The following is an 18,791-nucleotide window of genomic DNA, read 5'->3' as shown; positions in this document are numbered from 1 at the left end:
GGGCGACTCCGCCCGCGCGGCCGATTCGCGGCCCGTGTCCGGCCGCCGGGTCCCCTGCCCCGCGGCGTGCTCGGAGGACGGTCTCCACGGGCGCGTTCGGGGACGTGCCGCCCCCGAGCGGAGAGGCGTCGTCCGTCACACGCCGCCACGACGTGCCCGAGCGTGCGCCGCGCACACCGGGCCGATACGCAACCCGCCATCCGTCCCGTCCCCCGAGCGGTGCGACGCCGACCCCCGGCGGGCCTCGTGAGCACGGCTCCGACGCCCCGCATGCCGCCGCTCCCGGTGGCCGAATGGACGGACGAGCAAAGGGCGTTGCTCAGCGGCAACATGCCCCGCGCGGACCGCTACCTCACGGGCGCACCCGACGCGCCCCCGATGCCGTCGATCCTCGGCCTGTTCGCGCGGCACGCCCGTGTCGGCGGGCCCTGGCTGGCCTTCAGCGGCCTGCTGCTCGACTGCGGCGTGCTCGGCGCGCGCGAGCGCGAGCTGCTGATCCTGCGCGCCAGCCACCGCGTCGGCTGCCGCTACCAGTGGGACCAGCACGTGCGCATCGCCGAGGGCGTCGGCCTGACACCCGGCGAGGTCGCCGCCGCCGCGACCGGCCCGGACGCACCCGCGTGGGCCGACGGCGACCGCGACCTGCTCCGGGCCGTCGACCAGCTTGTCGACCGCCACGTCGTCGACGACGCCACCTGGGAACGCCTGGCGGCCCGCTTCGACGAGCGCGAACTCCTCGAACTCCTCTTCGTCGTGGGGAGTTACGTGGGCCTGGCGATGGTGCTCAACAGCGTCGGGCTGGACGCCGAGGCCGAACTCCCGTCGAAGGGCGAGGCGGAGGCGGGGGCAGGGGCGGGGGCAGGGGCCCGGGCCGACGCCCGTCCGATGTGCCCGCCCGGGACCGACTCCCCGCCCGACGCCCGTCCGACGCGCCCGCCCGCGACCGACTCCCCGCCCGATCCGCCCGCCCCGCCCGCCACGCCGCACCCCGTCCCGGGCAGTCGGCCCGTCCGACCGTCGCACCGCTGAAGGAGGAGCACCACGATGCCGCGTTTCCCGAAGCCACCGGAAGGCAGTTGGACCCGGCACTACCCCGAACTCGGCACCGACCCGGTGTCCTACGAGGACTCCATCTCCCCGGAGTTCTACGAGCGCGAGCGCGAGGCCATCTTCAAACGCGCCTGGCTGCACGTCGGACGCGTCGAGCAACTACCGCGCCCCGGAAGCTACTTCACCAAGAACATCGGGGCCGCCAACGCCTCCGTGATCGTGGTGCGCGACACCGACGGCACCGTCCGGGCGTTCCACAACATCTGCCGCCACCGCGGCAACAAGCTGGTGTGGAACGACGAGCCCGCGCGGGACACCGCCGGCTCCTGCCGGCAGTTCACCTGCAAGTACCACGGCTGGCGGTACGGCCTGGACGGCGGGCTGAACTTCATCCAGCAGGAGGGCGAGTTCTTCGACGTCGACAAGAGCCAATACGGTCTCGCGCCCGTGCACTGCGACGTGTGGGCCGGGTTCGTCTTCGTCAACCTCGCGAGGGAACCGGCACAGCCGCTCCGGGACTTCCTCGGCCCGATGGTGACCGCGCTGGAGGGCTACCCCTTCGACAAGATGACCTCCCGCTTCGGCTACAGCACCGAGATCAAGGCCAACTGGAAGCTGTACATGGACGCGTTCGCGGAGTTCTACCACGCGCCCGTGCTGCACGCGAAGCAGTCGCCGGAGAAGTTCTCCGTCGCCGCGGCCCAGGCCGGGTTCGAGGCGCCGCACTACCGACTCGACGGCCACCACCGCCTGGTCAGCACGTCCGGCATCCGCTTCTGGGAACTGGACGCCGAGTCGGTCAAGCCCATCGACACCCTGACCCGCAGCGGGCTGTTCGGGCCGTGGGACAAGCCCGACCTCGGGCCCATGCCGCCCGGTGTCAACCCGGCCAAGTGCGATCCGTGGGGCCTGGACTCGTTCCAGCTGTTCCCCAACTTCGTGATCCTCATCTGGAGCCAGGGGTGGTACATCACCTACCAGTACTGGCCCACGTCGTACCACAGCCATGTCTTCGAGGGCAGCGCGTACTTCCCGCCCGCGACCACCATCCGCGAGCGCGTCGCGCAGGAGGCGGCGGCCGTCACCTTCAAGGAGTTCGCCCTCCAGGACGCCAACACCCTGGAGGCCACGCAGTCCATGCTGGAGACCCGGTACGTCGACCGCTTCCTGCTGGGCGACCAGGAGATCCTGTGCCGCCACCTGCACAAGGTCGTCGGGGACTGGGTCGACGAGTTCGAGGGAGCGGGACGATGAGCGCACGACTGCCCGGGCCGTTCGCCGACCTGGAACCCTTCGCCGCGACGTGGTGCCTGCCCACCGAGCACGAGCGCTACCACACCCGCCTGGCGAGCACGATGGACGACATGGGCGCGTTCTACGACGCGGCGATGCCCCGCGCCGAGGAGGCCATGGCGTACCTGGAGACGCAGCCGTTCGACGCGCTGCCCGACGACGCGCTGAACCTGCTCCACCTGCTCTACTCGCTGATCCAGGTGTCGTTCCCCGTCGAGGTGTGGCACCAGCCGAAGGTCCCGGACACCGGCTCGGCCGCGTTCGACTGCCTGATCGAGCCGACGCCGTGACCGCGCCCGTCGTCCTGCGCGCCGCCCGGTGGCTGGACATCGACACCGAGCACGTCCGCACGCCCGCCGTGATCGTGGTCGAGGGAAACCGCATCGCCGCCGTCAACCCCGCCGAAACACCCGCCGGGGCAACGGAGTTCGACCTCGGCGACGCGACCCTGCTGCCCGGCCTGATGGACATGGAGCTGAACTTCCTCATCGGCGGCCCGGAGACCCCGACGGGCCTGCCGCTGCCGATGCACGGCGTGCAGGACGACCCGGCGTACCGCACGATCCGCGGCACCCTGAACGCCCGCAAGACGCTGATGGCCGGGTTCACGACGGTCCGCAACCTGGGCCTGATGGTGAAGACCGGCGGCTACCTCCTGGACGTGGCGCTGCAACGCGCCGTCGACCAGGGCTGGGTCGAGGGGCCACGCATCATCCCGGCCGGGCACGCCGTCACCCCGTACGGCGGCCACCTCGACCCCACGGTGTTCCAGCGCCTCGCCCCCGGCGTCATGCCGCTGAGTATCGGCGAGGGCATCGCCAACGGCGTCGGCGAGGTGCGTGCCTGCGTGCGCTACCAGATCCGCCACGGAGCCAAGGTCATCAAGGTCTCCGCCTCGGGCGGCGTCATGTCGCACAGCACCGGACCGGGCGCTCAGCAGTACTCCGACGAGGAGTTGGCCGCGATCGCGGACGAGGCACACCGTGCGGGCATCCGCGTCGCCGCCCACGCCGTCGGTGACACCGCCGTCCGGGCCTGTGTCCGTGCCGGGATCGACTGTGTCGAGCACGGGTTCCTCGCGAGCGACGAAACGCTCCGCATGATGGCCGACCACGGCACGTTCCTCGTGTCGACCACCTACCTGACCGACGCGATGGACATCGCCCGCGCGGCACCGGAGTTGCGGAAGAAGGCCGCCGAGGTGTTCCCGCGCGCGAAGGCGATGCTGCCCCGGGCGGTCGCGGCCGGGGTCAGGATCGCCTGCGGCACCGACGCCCCGGCCGTACCGCACGGCGACAACGCCCACGAGCTGGTCGCCCTGGTCTCGCGGGGCATGACACCGTGGCAGGCACTGCGCGCCGCCACCGTCACCAGTGCCGAACTCGTGGAACTCGACCACGAGTTGGGACGCCTGCGGGAGGGCTTCCTCGCGGATGTCATCGCCGTGCCCGGCGATCCGACCCGGGACATCAAGGCCACCCGGGACGTGCGGTTCGTGATGAAGGACGGCCGCGTCCACAAGAACGACTGACCCCACGCAACCAACGACCCAGGCGCCGGGACGCACGGAATCCACGAGAGCGGTTCCGTGCGTCCCGGCGAGGCGCCACCGGGCATGGCATGAAGGAAGGTTCCCGGCAGATGTACGACTCGGTGCCGAGCGACGGCCCCGCGAGCGCACCCCCCACCGCGGCGGACGGCCCCGCGCCGCGGCGCGACGAACCCGCCGCCCCGGGCCCGGCGGCCTCGCTGACGATCACCCTCGGCCCGCGCACCGTGCGGGCCGCGTACCGCCCGGGAACCACCGTGCTGCAGGCGGCCCGCGCGGCCGGGTTCCGCGCCCCCGCGTCCTGTGAGGCCGGCAGTTGCGGGACGTGCATCGCGCGCGTCGTCGAGGGCCGCGCCGCCATGCGGAACAACGAGGTCCTCGCCGACGACGAGGTCGCCGAGGGCTGGGTCCTGACCTGCCAGGCGGTGCCGACGTCGGAACACACCAGCGTCGTCTACGAATAGGGGACACCCAGCGATGACCCACGCGACCACGACGCCCCGCGTCGCCGTCGTCACCGGCGGGGCCTCGGGCATCGGCGCCGCCTCCTGCCGCCACCTCGCCGCCCGGGGACACAGCGTCGCCGTGCTCGACCTGGACGCCGAACGCGCCGGCGCGGTCGCCGAGGACCTGCGCGGCCTCGGCGCACGCGCCCTCGCGGTCGGCGCCGATGTCAGCGACCGGGCCGCCGTCGACACGGCGTTCGCCCGGGTCCGCGCCGAACTCGGGCCGGTCGGGATCCTCGTCACCAGCGCGGGACTGATGGCGTTCGACGCGTTCGAGGACATCACCCCCGAAGCGTGGCGGCGCGTCGTCGACGTCAACCTCACCGGCACCTTCCACTGCTGCCAGGCCGCCATCGGCGACATGGTCGCGGCGCGCTGGGGCCGCATCGTCACCATCTCGTCCTCCAGCGCCCAGCGCGGCTCACCCACGTGCGCCCACTACGCCGCCGCGAAGGGCGGCGTCATCGTGCTCACCAAGTCCCTCGCCCGGCAGTACGCCCCGCTCGGGATCACGGTGAACACCATCCCGCCGTCCGGGATCGAGACGCCGATGCAGCACCGCTCCCAGGCCGAGGGGCGGCTGCCCTCCAACGAGGCCATCGCCGGCGCCATCCCGGTCGGACACCTCGGGACACCCGACGACATCGCCGCGGCCGTGGCGTACCTCAGCTCCGACGGCGCGGGCTTCGTGACCGGCCAAGTCCTCGGCGTCAACGGCGGATCGGTGCTGTGACACCGCGCCCGTGCACGGCGACGACCGCCGTACGCCGTCCGAACGGGCGGCGGCACGGCGGTCTCCGGGGCGTCGCGCGGGTCAGCCCCGCGCCCACGCCTCCTCGCGGCGCGCGGCGGCGTCGCGGACGCGGGGCGAGGCGTCGGCGAGGACCCGTTCGCGGTGCTCGCGCAGCACGCCGAGGTCGGTGGTGGACGCGAACTCCGGCCGTGCGAACAGGCGCCGGGTGTACGCCCACAGGTTCGGCCAGTCCGGCAGGGCCCGGCCGTCGTGGTCGATCGCGGCACGGTACGTGGTCTCGAAACGGATCAGCGTGACCCACAGCCGGATATCCGACAGCGTCAGGCTCTCGCCGTGTACGAACGGCCGCTCCCCGAGCCGTGCTTCGTGCGCGGCCAGGGCGTTCGCCCCGTCCGTGAGCCCGCCCGCCCGGGCCTCGGCGGCGATCCGGGCGCCGAACGCGTCCACCTCCGGACGCAGCGCCGCCGGATACAGGTCGGTGCCGTTCGCCCACCGGTCGAAACCGGTCGCCAGATCCACCGGGATCACCGCGAAGTCGTTGCTGACCAGCGCGGACGTGCTCCGGTCCCACAGCGCGGGCACCGAGATGTGGCCGTCGTAGCCGGGCTCGGTCGCCTCGTACGCCTCACGCAGCAGCAGGAACCCGTTGACCGGGTCCGCTCCGAACCGCTCGCGGAACGCCCAGCCGCGGCCGTCGCGTTCCTCGTCCACGTACGACGTCGTGACGACGTCCGCCAAGCCCTTGGCGGCCCGCACGATCGACGTGATCTGCGCCCAGGGGCAGCCGTACGAGACGTACAGGTGGTAGCGGCCGGGCTCGGCGCCGAACGGGCTGGAGCCGGGGGCGCCGATCCGGCCCTGGAAGGGGTAGAACGGCCGCTCGATGCCGCGGCGCGGCGACGGGTTCGCGGCCCGGTACGTGCCGAAGACCGCGGTGTCGACCGGGCTCGCGAACGGCTTCGTCGTGTGTGTCGCCGATGTCGGTGTGATGGTCGTATGGGGCGTATTCGGGGTGTCCGTCGTGGTCATCGCGGGAACTCCTCGGGGACAGCGGAGGGGTGACGGTCGATCAGGTGACGCGAAGTCATACGTCCGGGTGAATGTGTCCGCTTCGGGGCGCGCGGGCGCGGAGGCCCGGGCGGGAGGCCACGCCGTACGGCAGGGGCGTGGTCACGTCATCGGCGGCGGCCGGGACACCGCGGCCGGAGAGGGTGGCGGAGGTCAGGCGCGCGGACAGCTACAGCCGGCCACTCGGCAGTAGTCGATGTGGCGACACGACACCAGGCGCACGTCCGCACTCACACCCCGACGCTACGAACCCGGGCGTCGTGCTGTCAACGCCGCACCGCCGATACAGGGCGCCTTGGGGACATCGCGACACAAGTTCTTGGGGTGCGCTGCGTGAGGTACCCCAACATGTATGCTCGCTCGCGCAGCTGGTTCGGCCGCCCCCGAGGGGACGGCCGTCGAGAGGCCGCGTGTCCGGTCCGCATCTCCGCGGGCCCGGCGGGCGGCCTCGAAGAGGGAACCCGGTGGGAAGCCGGGACTGCCCCCGCAGCGGTGAGCGGGAACGACCGCCGTCATCAGCACTGGAGCCGTCCGGCTCCGGGAAGCGACGGCCAGTAGGCGACGAAACACGCCCGCGAGTCCGAAGACCTGCCCGCTGTCCGCGTGCCGGACATGTCCGTCCGGCGCGTGGTGGTCACCGCAGTACCAGCTCGCGAGGAGAGAGCCTGTGACCGTCCTGGACGGCGTGCACACGCCTGCCCGTTTCCGCTCCGATGCCCCGGTGCACGCGGACGACGCCGACGCCCGGCGCGACCGCATCGTCGCCGAACTCACGGCGTGTGCGGAGGACTTGCCGGATGTCGAGATCGCCCTCGTGGCCGACCGGACGGCCGCCGGACTGCCCGCCGACGCGCCCGACCGGGCCCTCGGCGAGCTTTTGGTGCGTACGGCCGCTGACCTGATCGCCGAGGATCCCGCGTACTCCCGGCTCGCGGCGCGGCTGCTCGCCCGGCGCATCGGCGACGAGGTGCGCGGCCAGGGCATCGGCTCGTTCTCGTCCGCCGTGGCGGCCGGGCACCGCGAAGGGCTGATCGGCGACGGCACGGCGGCGTTCGTCGCCGCGCACGCCGACGCGCTCGACGCCGCGGTGGATCCCGAAGCGGACCGCCGGTTCGAGTACTTCGGGTTGCGCACGGTCGCCGACCGGTACCTGCTGCGGCACCCGCGCACGCGCGCCGTGATCGAGACGCCGCAGTACTTCCTGCTGCGCGTGGCCTGCGGACTCTCGCGCACCCCGGAGGAGGCGATCGGGTTCCACCGGCTGATGTCGTCGCTGGCGTACCTGCCGAGTTCGCCGACGCTGTTCAACTCCGGGACGCGGCACACCCAGATGTCGTCGTGCTACCTGCTGGACTCGCCGCGCGACGAACTGGAGTCGATCTACGAGGTGTACGGCCGCGTCGCCCGCCTCTCGAAGTTCGCCGGCGGCATCGGGGTCTCGTGGTCGCGCGTACGCTCGCGCGGCGCGCTGATCCGGGGGACGAACGGGCACTCGAACGGCATTGTGCCGTGGCTGCGGACGCTGGACGCGTCGGTCGCGGCGGTCAACCAGGGCGGGCGGCGCAAGGGTGCGGCATGCGTGTACCTGGAGACGTGGCACCCGGACGTCCTCGAATTCCTCGAACTGCGCGACAACACCGGCGAGGACGCGCGGCGCACCCACAACCTGAACCTGGCGAACTGGATCCCCGACCTGTTCATGCGGCGGGTCGAGGAGGACGCCGTCTGGTCGCTGTTCGACCCCGACGAGGTGCCCGGGCTGCCGGACCTGTGGGGCGAGGAGTTCGACCGCGCGTACACCGCGGCCGAGGCCGAGGGCCGCTTCGTCCGGCAGATCCCGGCGCGCGACCTGTACGCCCGCATGATGCGCACCCTCGCGCAGACCGGCAACGGCTGGATGACGTTCAAGGACGCCGCCAACCGCACCTGCAACCAGGCCGCCGAACCCGGCAACGTCGTTCACTTGTCCAACTTGTGCACCGAGATCGTCGAGGTCACCTCCGACGACGAGACCGCGGTGTGCAACCTGGGATCGGTCAACCTCGCCGCGCACCTCGCCGCGGACGGTTCGGGCGTCGACCGCGAACGGCTGCGCGCGACCGTGCGCACGGCGGTGACGTTCCTCGACCGGGTGGTGGACATCAACTACTACCCGACCGAGCAGGCGGCCCGGTCGAACCCGCGCTGGCGGCCGGTGGGGCTGGGCGTGATGGGACTCCAGGACGTGTTCTTCGCGCTGCGGCTGCCGTTCGACTCCCCGGAGGCGCGGGAGGTGTCCGCCGACCTCGCCGAGGAGATCTACCTCACCGCGCTGGAGACCTCGTGCGACCTGGCCGCCGAGTCGGGCCCGCACCCGGGCTTCGCGGCGACGCACGCCGCGCGCGGGCGGCTCCAGCCGGACCTGTGGCCGGGGGTGACGCCGCGTCAGCGGGAGCGCTGGGCGGCGTTGCGCGCCCGGGTCGCCGCGCACGGGCTGCGCAACTCGCTGCTGGTGGCGATCGCTCCGACCGCGACGATCGCGTCCATCGCCGGGTGCTACGAGTGCGTCGAACCCCAGGTGTCGAACCTGTTCAAGCGCGAGACGCTCTCGGGTGAGTTCCTGCAGATCAACCCCTATCTGGTACGGGAGTTGAAGGCGCGCGGGCTGTGGACCGCCGACGTCCGCGAACGCATCCGCCGGGCCGAGGGGTCCGCCCAGGACATCACCGAACTCCCGGACGACGTACGCGCGTTGTACCGCACGGCGTGGGAACTCCCGCAGCGGGCACTGATCGACGCCGCGGCGGCGCGCGCGCCGTACATCGACCAGTCGCAGTCGCTGAACCTGTTCATGGCCGACCCGACCATCGGGAAGCTGTCGTCGATGTACCGGCACGCGTGGCGGTCGGGCCTCAAGACCACCTACTACCTGCGCTCGCGGCCGGCCACGCGCATCGCGCAGGCCACCGTGCCCACCCGGAAGCCGGTCTCCGCCGAGGACGCGGTCGCCTGCTCCCTGGAGAACCCCGAGTCGTGCGAGGCCTGCCAGTGACCGTCCACCCCGCCACCGCGACCGGATCCGGGCTGCTCGACCCGGGGATGAACCTCACCCTGCGCCCCATGCGTTACCCCGGGTTCTACGAGCGCTACCGCGCCGCGATCCGCAACACGTGGACCGTCGAGGAGGTCGACCTCGCGTCCGACCTGCCGGACCTGGCCCGCCTCGCCCCGGCCGAACGCCACCTGGTGCAACGGCTCGTGGCGTTCTTCGCGACCGGCGACACCATCGTCGCGAACAACCTCGTCCTGAACCTGTACAAGCACATCAACGCCCCCGAGGCGCGGCTGTACCTGTCACGGCAGCTGTACGAGGAGGCCGTGCACGTCCAGTTCTACCTGACCCTGCTGGACACCTACCTGCCCGACGAGGCCGAGCGGGCACGGGCGTTCGCGGCGGTCGAGCACATCCCGTCGATCCGGCGCAAGGCCGAGTTCTGCTTCCGGTGGATCGACGCGGCGACGGGCCGCGAGCGGCTGGACACGCGCGAGGACCGGCGCGCGTTCCTGCTCAACCTCATCTGCTTCGCCGCGTGCGTCGAAGGGCTGTTCTTCTACGGGGCGTTCGCGTACGTCTACTTCCTGCGCTCGCGCGGCGTCCTGGGTGGGCTGGCCTCGGGCACGAACTGGGTGTTCCGCGACGAGTCGGCGCACATGGAGTTCGCGTTCGACGTCGTGGACACGGTCCGCGCCGAGGAGCCGGACCTGTTCGACGACGAACTCGCCGACGCCGTACGCCGGATGCTCGCCGAGGCGGTGGACGCCGAGGCCGCCTTCGCGGAGGACCTCCTCGGCGGCGGCGTCCCCGGCCTGACCGTCGCCGACATGCGCACGTACCTGGAGCACGTCGCCGACCGGCGGCTGACCCGGCTCGGCCTCGAACCGGTGCACGGCAGCGCCAACCCGTTCCCGTTCATGGCCCTGCAGGACGTCCAGGAGCTCGCGAACTTCTTCGAGCGCAAGGTGTCCGCGTACCAGGTCGGCGTGTCCGGGACGGTCAGCTTCGACGAGGACTTCTGACGCCGCGCGATGACCATGCCCGACCGTCCCGGCACACCCGGGACACCGCCCGCGCCGGGGTGGATCACGCATGTCTCGGCCGACACCACCGCCCCGAGGCCGCGGCGCCGGACGGCGTGAACCGGACGGGACGCCGGCGCGTGTCCGTTCCCGGAAACCGCTTCTCGCCGGTCGGTGGTGGGGTCGTCTAGACTAAAACGAATTAGTAACCCGGATGAGCGGGTGTGCTCCTCACGCTCGCGAACGCCGGGACGTGCGTCGGCGACCGTCCGATGACCGCGCCCGGCGTGCGCCGCCCCGACTCCCGCCGAGCACGGAACGGAGGCGTCCCACCCCTGCCGATCCGCTCGGCCGAGCCCTGTGAGGACACGAACCGCCATGCCCCGTCGCAAGCGCCCGACCAGCACCGACGTCGCCAGGGCCGCCGGCGTGTCGCAGACGACCGTCAGCTTCGTCCTCAACGACCGCCCGGGCCACGGGATCCCCGAGGAGACCCGGCAGCGCGTCCTGGAGGCGGCCCGGCGCCTCGACTACCGGCCGCACGCCACCGCACGCTCGCTGGCCCGCGGGCGCAGCGACATCGCGGTGCTCGCCATCCCGGGGCTCCCGATCGGCGCGGGGATCAGCCGCTTCGTCGAAGGGCTCGCCGCCGAACTCGCCGCACACGGCCTCACGCTGGTCACCCACCTCGCGGGCGGGCGCGGTCGGCCTCTGACGGACGTCTGCGCGGAGATCGGCGCGTCCGCCGTGATCGGCTTCGAGGCCTTCGACGACGCCACCGTGCGGGCCCTGTACCGCGCGGGCGCCGACGTCGTGATCCCCTCCTCGCCGGAAGGCTCGTCGACGGCGCCGATCGGACGGTTCCAGGCCCGACACCTCATCGAGCGGGGCCACCGCCGCCTCGGCTACGCCCTGCCGCGCCACCCCGGCCTGCTGCGCATGGCCGAGGGGCGCCTTCGGGGGGTGGCCGAAGCGTGCGCGGAGGCGGGCCTCGCACCGCCGGTCGTGCGCAGCACCGACCTCGAGGCGGCCACCGCCGCGGAGGCGGTGGCCGGCTGGAGGGCGGAGGCGGTGACGGGCGTGTGCGCCTTCAACGACGAAACCGCCATCGCGGTTCTCGCGGGCCTGCGCGAACACGGCCTCACCGCGCCCGCCGACCTGGCCGTCGTCGGCGTCGACGACATCCCCACCGCACGGCTGGCCGACCCGCCGCTGACCACCATCAGCTTCGACCTCGGCGAGGTCGTCCGCCGCCGTGCCGCGATGGTCGTGGCGGGGCTGGCCGGCCGCGAACCCCCGGGCATCGCCGCGGCGTTCGACCCCCGGCTGATCCAGCGCCCCTCGACCTGACGCCGTACGTCCGGGCGGTGCCGCGGGTCAGGCCTCCTCGGCGGACAGCCGCGCGCGTTCGCGCCGGATGTCGTCGAGGTCGACGCGGCCTCCGCTCAGCGCGGCGAGCCGGGACAGCGGCAGCGACTCGACCATGCGCACGATGTCCGGGTCGCTCAGGCCCGATCCGGGGATGCCGCCCAGCGCCGCCCGGAGCACGGTGCCGCCGATCGGGTCGGCCAGCCACCGCGCGACCGACGACTCCGCGGACAGGGGCTCCAGCGGCTCGGGGGCGTCCACCGTCACCGCCGCGGTCAGGCGCACGTCGCGCGACGACGCCCCGACGTGCACCACGAACTCGCCCGGCTCCAGCACCCAATCGCCGTGCAGCGCGCTGAAGTACGAGAAGTCCCGTGCGCGCAGGGCGAATTCGACCGGCGCGGACGCACCCGCGGCGAGGGAGACCTTGGCGAACGCCTTGAGTTCGCGTGCGGGGCGGTCGACTGACGCGGCGGTGTCGCCGACGTACACCTGCACCACCTCCTTGCCCGCCACCGCGCCGGAGTTGGTGACGGTGAGCCGCACCCGCACCACCACGTCGGCGCCCGAGCCCTCGACCTCGGCGGCCAGGTCGGAGTACGTGAACTCGGTGTAGGACAGGCCGTGTCCGAAGGGGTACGCGACCGGTGCGTCGACCGTGTCGTAGTAGCGGTAGCCGACGTAGACGCGCTCGCCGTACGCCACCACGCCCTCGCCGCCGGGGAAGTTCAGGTACGACGGGTTGTCGGCCAGCCGCAGCGGGATCGTCTCGGCCAGCCGACCGGACGGGTTGGCACGGCCGAACACCAGGTCGGCGATCGCGCCGCCGCCCGCCTGGCCCCCGAGCCAGCCTTCGAGGACCGCCCGCGCGTGGTGCTGCCAGCTCGCGACCTCGACCACACCGCCGTTGGCGAGCACGACCACCACGTTCGGGTTGGCCCGCGCCACCGCCTCCAGCAAGCGGATCTGCGCGGCCGGCAGGTCGAGGGAGTCGCGGTCGTGGCCCTCGGACTCCACGCCTTCGGGCAGGCCCAGGAACACCAGGGCGACATCGGCCGCGGCGGCTGCCGCGACCGCGTCGGACACCAGGGCCGCCGCCTCGTCGGCGGGCGCGCCGGGCGTGCCGGAAGCGTCGGCGGTGTCGGCGTCGGCGGCGTCGGTCAGCAGGAAGCCGGGCGAGAACGTCAGGGCCGACTTCGCGCCCGCCGCCTCCCGCAGCGCGTCCCAGGCGTTGTCGAGGCGCGTCGGGTTGACGCGCGAACTGCCCGCGCCCTGGTACCTCGGGGTGCGGGCGAATTCGCCGATCACGGCGATGTTCACGGCCGCGTCCGGGTCCAGCGGCAGGACCGCGCCCTCGTTCCTGAGCAGCACCGCCGACTCCGCGGCGGCCCGGCGCGCCAGCGCGTGGTGCGCGTCGAGGTCGGGCTCGGGCGCGGGCTCGCGTCCCGCCGCCGTGCGGCCGATCAACTCCAGCACGCGCGTCACCGCCCGGTCGATCGCGGACTCCTCCAAACGCCCGTCGCCGACCGCCTCGACGAGCCGCCGCGCACTGAACCCGTTCGTCGACGGCATCTCCAGGTCGAGGCCCGCCGCGACGGCCGCCACCGGGTCGAGCACGGCACCCCAGTCCGACACCACCAAGCCCTCGAAACCCCATTCGTCGCGCAGGACTCGGGTCAGCAGCCACGGGTTCTGCGCGGCGTGGACGCCGTTGATCTTGTTGTACGCCGCCATCACCGTCCCGGGCCGCTCGGTGGCGACGATGTGCTCGAAGGCGGCCAGGTAGATCTCGCGGAGCGTGCGCTCGTCGACCTCGGCACTGACGGTCATGCGCTCGGTCTCCTGGTTGTTCGCGGCGAAGTGCTTCACCGACGAGGCGACGCCGGTGCTCTGCACCCCGCGTACCAGGGCCGCGCCCAGGTGGCCGCTGAGCAGCGGATCCTCGGACAGGTACTCGAAGTTGCGCCCGCACAGCGGGGACCGCTTGATGTTGACGCCCGGGCCGAGCAGCACCGACACCCCGGCGGCCCGGCTCTCCGCGCCGAGCGCCTCCCCGATGCGGGCCATCAGGCCGGTGTCCCACGACGACCCGAGGGCCGCGGCGGTGGGAAAGCACGTCGCCGGCAGGCTCAGGTTGATGTCGAAGGCGGAGTGCTCGGCGCCCGGGTCCTGGAGGCGCAGCCCGTGCGGCCCGTCCGTCAGCACGATCGACGGTACGCCCGCGTGCTCGACGCCGACGGTCTCCCACGCCCCCGCGCCGCAGAGCAGCGACGCCTTCTCCTCCAAGGTCAAGGCCGCCAGAGCAGCCTCGATGTCCGCCTTGTCCCGCACAAGTCACTCCTTCGAGTCAGACCGCGAACCCCGGCGTGCCGCGTCCGCAGGGCGAGCCCGGAACCGGGCCCACCCTGATCAGTAATGCGCATTAGCTCGCAGCGTCAATATAGGCAGACACCTCCGGCGGCGGCAAGTCACGCGAAGGTAACGAACGGTCCTGCGGCCCCGGTCGCGCCGAGGCGCGCCGGGCACCGGGGGCGTACGGAGGCGACGGCGTCGCCCGGCCGAGGGGACCCCCGGGCGGCGGGAAATATCGCGTGCGTTCGGCACCGACCCCGGTGTTACGTTGTTCTGCTTTGCTCCGATCGGAAGGAAAGCACATGGACGTTCCCTCCCCGCACGCCCGGTTCCTCGGCGACACGCTTCCCCGGATCCGGCAGGACGCCCGCGTGGCCGGTGTGGCGCTCACCGGGTCGATCGCGGAGGGCGACCCCGATGTCTACGCGGACGTGGACCTCGTCCTCGTCGTCGACGACGACGCGTACGACGCGGTCCTGCGGCAAAGGCTCGCGCTGATCGGCTCGTGGACCTCACTGGTGACCGGCTTCACCGGGGAACACGTCGGCGAACCGCGCCTGATCATCGCACTCGTCGGACCGCCGCTCCTGCACGTCGACGTCAAGTTTGTGCGCGTCTCCGACTTCGGCACCCGCACCTCGGACCCGGAGATCCTGTGGGACCGGGACGGCCGCCTGGCCCGCGCGCTCGCCGAACAGCCGCCGGCCGCCGCGCCGCTCGACCTGCAGTGGATCGAGGACCGGTTCTGGGTCTGGGTGCACTACGGCGCGACGAAACTCGGCCGGGGCGAACTCTTCGAGACCATCGGCTTCCTCGCCTACCTGCGCGAGACCGTGCTCGGTCCGCTGGCCGCCCGCCGGGTGGGCGCCGCGCCCCGCGGGGTCCGGCGCCTGGAGACGATCGCCCCCGAGGAAGCGCGCGAACTGCGGGCGACGCTGTGCGGCGACGACCGCCGCGCGGCCGGACGGGCGCTGCTCGCCGCCGTCGATCTCTACCGCCGATGGTCCGACCCGGGCGACCCGACCATCGAACGCCGCCGCCACGCCGAGGAATTGGCGGTCGACTACCTCCACGAGATCATCGCCCGGGACTGCTGACCCACCCGGGGCGACCCGCGGGCGCCCGGCCTCACACACGACGACTCCCACCGCGCCGGGCTCGGCTGTCGCGCTCGCGGTGGCGCGGTGGGTCGTCGGCCGCGCGACGGGGGAGCGAGTCGGCGTGGCCGGGGCGGACGGCGACGTCGCGTCCGGCGGGCCCGGTTGACCGCGGGGCGAACGCGCCCCGGGACACGGCGTTTTCGTGCGGAATCGGCGTGACGCCGCCGCTGCGGGCGCGCGGGGGCGCGGGTGGGTGCGGGGGAGACCCAGCCCGGGAGGCGCGCCCGGCGAGGCCGAACGCGTCTGCGGCGTATGGCGTTTCCGTGCGCCCCCTGTCCTCACGCCCAGTGCGCGCAGCGAACCCGCCCTGCGGCGCTTGGCACGCGACCGTGCCGAACAGCCGGATCGCGGTCCCGTCGGCCTGGAACGGCTCGGCGCCGAGCCACCGTCGCGCGGCCTGCGTCGGCTTGGGTGAACCGCCGGAGGACGCCCGCGAGTTCCTCCCGCGCCGGGTGGCGTGGGCGTCGCGCGACGTCGGGTCTCGCGGGTGATTTCCCGCCGCCGGGTCAGATGCCGGCGGGGCCCGGGCCGCCGTGCATGTAGAGGGTCTGGCCGGAGCAGAAGCCGGAGGCGTCCGAGGCGAAGAACAGCACGCCGTGGCCGATTTCGTCGGGTTCGCCGAGGCGGCCGGAGGCGTTGGTGCCGCCGACGCTGTCGGGGTCGATGCCCAGCCGCTCGAGGTCATCCACGAGGGTGGCGGCGCGGACGGCGCCGACGGCGATGGCGTTGACGCGGACGCCCTTGCGGGTCCACGCGGCGGCCATCGACCCGGTCAGGCTGTTCACGCCCGCCTTGGACGCCGCGTAGGGGGCCGCCTGCGGCATGGACAGCAGGCTCGCGCCGGAGGAGATGTTCACGATGGCGCCCTTGCCCTGGGCCAGCATGGGCTTCGCGGCGCAGCGGGACAGGAACCACACGCTGCCCAAGTTGAGGGCGACGACCTGGTGCCATTCCTCCTCGGTCCATTGCGCGAGGGACTTGGTCTCCGCGCCGCCCGCGCAGTTCACCAGGATGTCCAGGCGCCCCAGTTCCCCGAGCGTGGTGTCGACCAGGTCCTGGCACCGGTCGGGGTCGGTGACGTCCGTGGGGACGGCGAGGGCGCGGCGGCCCAGGGCCCGGATCTCGTTGACGGTCGACTCCAAGGGCTCGGGGCGCCGGGCGGCCAGCACCACGTCCGCGCCGTACTCCGCGAGGACGAGCGCCGCGCCGCGGCCGATTCCGGTGCCTCCGCCGGTGACCACCGCGACCCGTCCGGTCAGATCGAACCTGCTCACGTGACCGCACCTCCGTTGACACCGATGACCTGGCCGGTGACGTAGCCGGCCTCGTCCGAGCACAGGAACGCGCACACCGCCGCGATGTCGTCGCCCGTCCCCAGCCGCCCCGCCGGGACCCTGCGCGCCAACACCTCCGCGGGCGGCAGGTACTTCGACCGCTGGGCCGACCTCAGCAGCGGGGTGTCCGCGGTGAACGGCGGCACGGTGTTCGCGGTGATGCCCTGGGCGGCGTATTCGAGGGCGAGGGTCTTCGTCATCGCGATCACGCCGCCCTTGGACGCCGAGTAGTGCACCTGCCGCAGCGCCCCGGTCTGCCCGGCGGCCGACGAGATGGTGACGACGCGCCCCCAGCCCGCCGCGACCATGTCGCCGATGGCCGACTGGACGCAGTTGAACGTCCCCGTCAGGTTCACCGCGAGCGTCCGCGCCCAGACCTCCGCGGTCAGGTCCTCGAACGGGACGAAGCCCGAGACCCCGGCGCTGGTCACCAGGATCCCGACCGGTCCGAGTGCGGCACGGACGTCGTCGAACGCGGCGTCCACCGCCGCCCGGTCGGCCACGTCCGCCGCGACCGCGACGGCCTCCGCCCCGCCCGCGCGCAGGCCCTCGGCCGCCTTCTCCGCGGCCCCGAGGTCGAGGTCGAGCACGCCCACCCGGTGCCCGTGGCGGGCCAGATGCTCGCAGATCGACAGTCCCAACCCCGACGCGCCGCCGGTCACCACCGCAACACGACTCAACCCGGCCTCCTCGTTCGGGCGGTCGGCGCCGCCGCCCGCCGCCTGATGCCATACGAACGTACAGTCACGCTATACGAACGTACAAGGGGCGGTGTTTCGGGCGGACTGCCGCATGCCGGGCGGCTGTTCCGGGGGGTCCGCGCGGAACATCATTCTCGATCGAGGTATGGACGGTTCTTATACGAGTGGCCAATAATCGGCCCGGGATGGATCTTTCCGTCGCGAAGGGAGCGATCGACATGTCCGTGACGACCGGCGCCGACGATACGCACGCGTACATCGCCATCACCCGCCTCCAGGGCGCGTACGGCGACATCAGCGTGCGGCGCGCCTGGGCGGAGGAGTTGGCTCCCCTGTGCGCCCGACAGGCGACGTTCACCTACGACTTCGGCGCGGCGGGCACCGTGGAACTGCGCGGTGCGGACCAACTCGGCGCGTTCGGCGCGAAAGCCCTGGAGCGCTTCTCCTTCTACCAGTACATCCCGGTCAACACCGCCGTGGTGGTCGACGACGAGCGCACCGCGCACGGCCGGTTCTACGTCCTCGAAGCCGGGCAGGACCGGGCGACGGGCGAGTGGACCGAGTTCCACGGCGTCTACCACGACGACTACGTCGTCGAGGACGGCGCATGGCGGTTCGCCGGGCGGCAGTACCGGACCCTGGCCCGCCGCGTCGGCGCCCACACCGTCGAGGTCTTCTCCGGGGCGGTGGCCTGATGCCCGGGCGTACGGCGGTGGTCACCGGCGGCGGATCCGGCATCGGGCGCGCGATCGCGCACCGCCTGGCCGCGGACGGCTTCGCGACGGCGATTCTCGACCTCGACACCGAAGCGGCCGAGAAGGTCGCCGACGAGGCCCGCGAGCGCGGAGGCACGGCCCTCGCCGTCGGCGGCGTCGACGTCTCCGACCGGGCGCGCGTCGACGACGCGTTCACGCGGGTCCGCGACACCCTCGGGCCCGTGCTCGTCCTGGTCAACAACGCCGGCATGTCGGCGAACAAGCGGTTCCTCGACGTCACCGACGAGCTGTGGGACCGGACCATGCAGATCAACGTCAACGGCCCGTTCTACTGCTGCCAGGCGGCCGTGCCCGACATGGTCGACGCGGGCTGGGGGCGCATCGTCAACATCTCGTCGTCGAGCGCGCAGACGGGGTCGCCGTTCATGACCCATTACGTCGCGTCGAAAGCGGGCCTGATCGGCTTCACCAAGGCCCTCGCCCTCGAACTGGGCCCGCGCGGCATCACGGTCAACACGATCCCACCCGGCCTCGTCGACACCCCGATGCTGCGCAGGTCCGAGGAACGCGGGTATCTGAGCGGGACGGTCGAACACCACGGCTCGCGCCTTCCGGTGCGCCGCGCGGGACGCCCCGAGGACATCGCCGCCGCCTGCGCGTTCCTGGTCTCCGAGGGCGCCGGATACGTCACCGGCCAGATCATCGGCGTCAACGGCGGCCGGGTCACCTGACACCGCCCGGCCCCGGCGCCCCCGGCGTCCGGCCGGAAACCGGAGCGCCCGTCGGCGACATGCCGCCGACGGGCGCCGCCGCGGTGGCCCCGACCCTCCGGCTCGGAGGCGGCCGATGGGCCGCGTGGCCCCGGCGTCCCCGGCCTCGGTCGG

Annotated in this window: 16 protein-coding genes and 1 riboswitch; of the genes, 12 read left to right on the top strand and 4 right to left on the bottom strand. The window is 72.9% G+C overall.

Annotation, left to right across the window (positions count from 1 at the left end; genetic code table 11):
• The first annotated feature begins 246 nt into the window (after positions 1-246).
• The 6 genes from LO772_RS02855 to LO772_RS02830 all read left to right on the top strand — a co-directional run bounded on the left by LO772_RS02855 (position 247) and on the right by LO772_RS02830 (position 5,131).
• Positions 247-1,029 carry a carboxymuconolactone decarboxylase family protein gene (locus LO772_RS02855; protein ID WP_231776724.1) on the top strand — a complete coding sequence of 261 codons (783 nt, stop codon included), beginning with the start codon at positions 247-249 and terminating at the stop codon, positions 1,027-1,029.
• Between the two features lie 15 nt (positions 1,030-1,044).
• A complete protein-coding gene (locus tag LO772_RS02850; RefSeq protein ID WP_231776723.1) occupies positions 1,045-2,304 on the top strand; it encodes an aromatic ring-hydroxylating oxygenase subunit alpha in 1,260 nt (419 codons plus the stop codon).
• Entirely contained in the window at positions 2,301-2,633 is a 333-nt protein-coding gene (locus tag LO772_RS02845) for a hypothetical protein (RefSeq protein WP_231776722.1), read from the top strand. Before LO772_RS02850 ends, LO772_RS02845 begins: the two co-directional genes overlap by 4 nt.
• Positions 2,630-3,874 (top strand): metal-dependent hydrolase family protein, encoded by a 1,245-nt coding sequence (locus LO772_RS02840; protein WP_231776721.1) that lies wholly within the window; start codon positions 2,630-2,632, stop codon positions 3,872-3,874. The genes LO772_RS02845 and LO772_RS02840 overlap by 4 nt, the downstream gene beginning before the upstream one ends.
• An 89-nt stretch (positions 3,875-3,963) precedes the next feature.
• Positions 3,964-4,356, top strand: a complete 393-nt coding sequence (locus tag LO772_RS02835; RefSeq protein WP_231776720.1) for a 2Fe-2S iron-sulfur cluster-binding protein — start codon at positions 3,964-3,966, stop codon at positions 4,354-4,356.
• Between the two features lie 13 nt (positions 4,357-4,369).
• Positions 4,370-5,131, top strand: coding sequence for an SDR family NAD(P)-dependent oxidoreductase (locus LO772_RS02830; protein WP_231776719.1), 762 nt, complete (start codon positions 4,370-4,372; stop codon positions 5,129-5,131).
• Between the two features lie 81 nt (positions 5,132-5,212).
• On the opposite strand, the gene LO772_RS02825 is transcribed toward LO772_RS02830, so the two are convergent.
• Positions 5,213-6,181, bottom strand: coding sequence for a glutathione S-transferase C-terminal domain-containing protein (locus LO772_RS02825; RefSeq protein WP_231776718.1), 969 nt, complete (start codon positions 6,179-6,181; stop codon positions 5,213-5,215).
• Between the two features lie 462 nt (positions 6,182-6,643).
• A riboswitch (cobalamin riboswitch) is annotated at positions 6,644-6,830 on the top strand.
• A 57-nt stretch (positions 6,831-6,887) separates the two neighbouring features.
• Between LO772_RS02825 and LO772_RS02820 the strand changes: the two genes are divergently transcribed.
• From LO772_RS02820 to LO772_RS02810, 3 genes are all read left to right on the top strand, one after another.
• A complete protein-coding gene (locus LO772_RS02820; protein ID WP_443089360.1) occupies positions 6,888-9,251 on the top strand; it encodes a ribonucleoside-diphosphate reductase subunit alpha in 2,364 nt (787 codons plus the stop codon).
• A gap of 47 nt (positions 9,252-9,298) precedes the next feature.
• A complete protein-coding gene (locus tag LO772_RS02815; protein ID WP_231779410.1) occupies positions 9,299-10,276 on the top strand; it encodes a ribonucleotide-diphosphate reductase subunit beta in 978 nt (325 codons plus the stop codon).
• Positions 10,277-10,654: 378 nt separating this feature from the next.
• Positions 10,655-11,626, top strand: coding sequence for a LacI family DNA-binding transcriptional regulator (locus tag LO772_RS02810; protein ID WP_231776717.1), 972 nt, complete (start codon positions 10,655-10,657; stop codon positions 11,624-11,626).
• Between the two features lie 27 nt (positions 11,627-11,653).
• On the opposite strand, the gene LO772_RS02805 is transcribed toward LO772_RS02810, so the two are convergent.
• Complete coding sequence (locus LO772_RS02805) at positions 11,654-13,975, bottom strand: glycoside hydrolase family 3 C-terminal domain-containing protein (protein ID WP_231776716.1); 2,322 nt, start codon at positions 13,973-13,975, stop codon at positions 11,654-11,656.
• A gap of 323 nt (positions 13,976-14,298) precedes the next feature.
• Here LO772_RS02805 and LO772_RS02800 point away from each other — a divergent pair, with 323 nt between their 5' ends.
• The gene (locus LO772_RS02800; protein ID WP_231776715.1) at positions 14,299-15,093 is read left to right on the top strand and encodes a nucleotidyltransferase domain-containing protein; all 795 of its coding nucleotides are present in this window, start codon (positions 14,299-14,301) and stop codon (positions 15,091-15,093) included.
• Positions 15,094-15,662: 569 nt separating this feature from the next.
• Here the strand turns inward: LO772_RS02800 and LO772_RS02795 are convergent.
• Entirely contained in the window at positions 15,663-16,430 is a 768-nt protein-coding gene (locus tag LO772_RS02795; protein ID WP_231776714.1) for an SDR family NAD(P)-dependent oxidoreductase, read from the bottom strand.
• Positions 16,427-17,170, bottom strand: coding sequence for an SDR family NAD(P)-dependent oxidoreductase (locus LO772_RS02790; RefSeq protein ID WP_231776713.1), 744 nt, complete (start codon positions 17,168-17,170; stop codon positions 16,427-16,429). The genes LO772_RS02795 and LO772_RS02790 overlap by 4 nt, the downstream gene beginning before the upstream one ends.
• A 239-nt stretch (positions 17,171-17,409) precedes the next feature.
• Here LO772_RS02790 and LO772_RS02785 point away from each other — a divergent pair, with 239 nt between their 5' ends.
• Together LO772_RS02785 and LO772_RS02780 are read left to right on the top strand one after the other, a co-directional pair.
• The gene (locus tag LO772_RS02785; RefSeq protein WP_231776712.1) at positions 17,410-17,886 is read left to right on the top strand and encodes a nuclear transport factor 2 family protein; all 477 of its coding nucleotides are present in this window, start codon (positions 17,410-17,412) and stop codon (positions 17,884-17,886) included.
• Entirely contained in the window at positions 17,886-18,638 is a 753-nt protein-coding gene (locus LO772_RS02780; RefSeq protein WP_231776711.1) for an SDR family NAD(P)-dependent oxidoreductase, read from the top strand. Before LO772_RS02785 ends, LO772_RS02780 begins: the two co-directional genes overlap by 1 nt.
• The last annotated feature ends 153 nt before the right edge of the window (positions 18,639-18,791 follow it).

The sequence above is a fragment of the Yinghuangia sp. ASG 101 genome (assembly GCF_021165735.1).
In the GTDB taxonomy this organism is placed as follows: Bacteria; Actinomycetota; Actinomycetes; order Streptomycetales; family Streptomycetaceae; genus Yinghuangia.
This window is presented reverse-complemented; position numbering and strand designations above follow the sequence as displayed.

What these genes read in the sequence shown, in the direction of transcription:
- LO772_RS02850 (WP_231776723.1), top strand. Translation starts at nt 1,045, where the DNA reads ATGCCGCGTTTCCCGAAGCCACCGGAAGGCAGTTGGACCCGGCACTAC.
- LO772_RS02845 (WP_231776722.1), top strand. Translation starts at nt 2,301, where the DNA reads ATGAGCGCACGACTGCCCGGGCCGTTCGCCGACCTGGAACCCTTCGCC.
- LO772_RS02835 (WP_231776720.1), top strand. Translation starts at nt 3,964, where the DNA reads ATGAAGGAAGGTTCCCGGCAGATGTACGACTCGGTGCCGAGCGACGGC.
- LO772_RS02830 (WP_231776719.1), top strand. Translation starts at nt 4,370, where the DNA reads ATGACCCACGCGACCACGACGCCCCGCGTCGCCGTCGTCACCGGCGGG.
- LO772_RS02825 (WP_231776718.1), bottom strand. Translation starts at nt 6,181, where the DNA reads ATGACCACGACGGACACCCCGAATACGCCCCATACGACCATCACACCG.
- LO772_RS02815 (WP_231779410.1), top strand. Translation starts at nt 9,299, where the DNA reads ATGAACCTCACCCTGCGCCCCATGCGTTACCCCGGGTTCTACGAGCGC.
- LO772_RS02810 (WP_231776717.1), top strand. Translation starts at nt 10,655, where the DNA reads ATGCCCCGTCGCAAGCGCCCGACCAGCACCGACGTCGCCAGGGCCGCC.
- LO772_RS02800 (WP_231776715.1), top strand. Translation starts at nt 14,299, where the DNA reads ATGGACGTTCCCTCCCCGCACGCCCGGTTCCTCGGCGACACGCTTCCC.
- LO772_RS02785 (WP_231776712.1), top strand. Translation starts at nt 17,410, where the DNA reads ATGTCCGTGACGACCGGCGCCGACGATACGCACGCGTACATCGCCATC.
- LO772_RS02780 (WP_231776711.1), top strand. Translation starts at nt 17,886, where the DNA reads ATGCCCGGGCGTACGGCGGTGGTCACCGGCGGCGGATCCGGCATCGGG.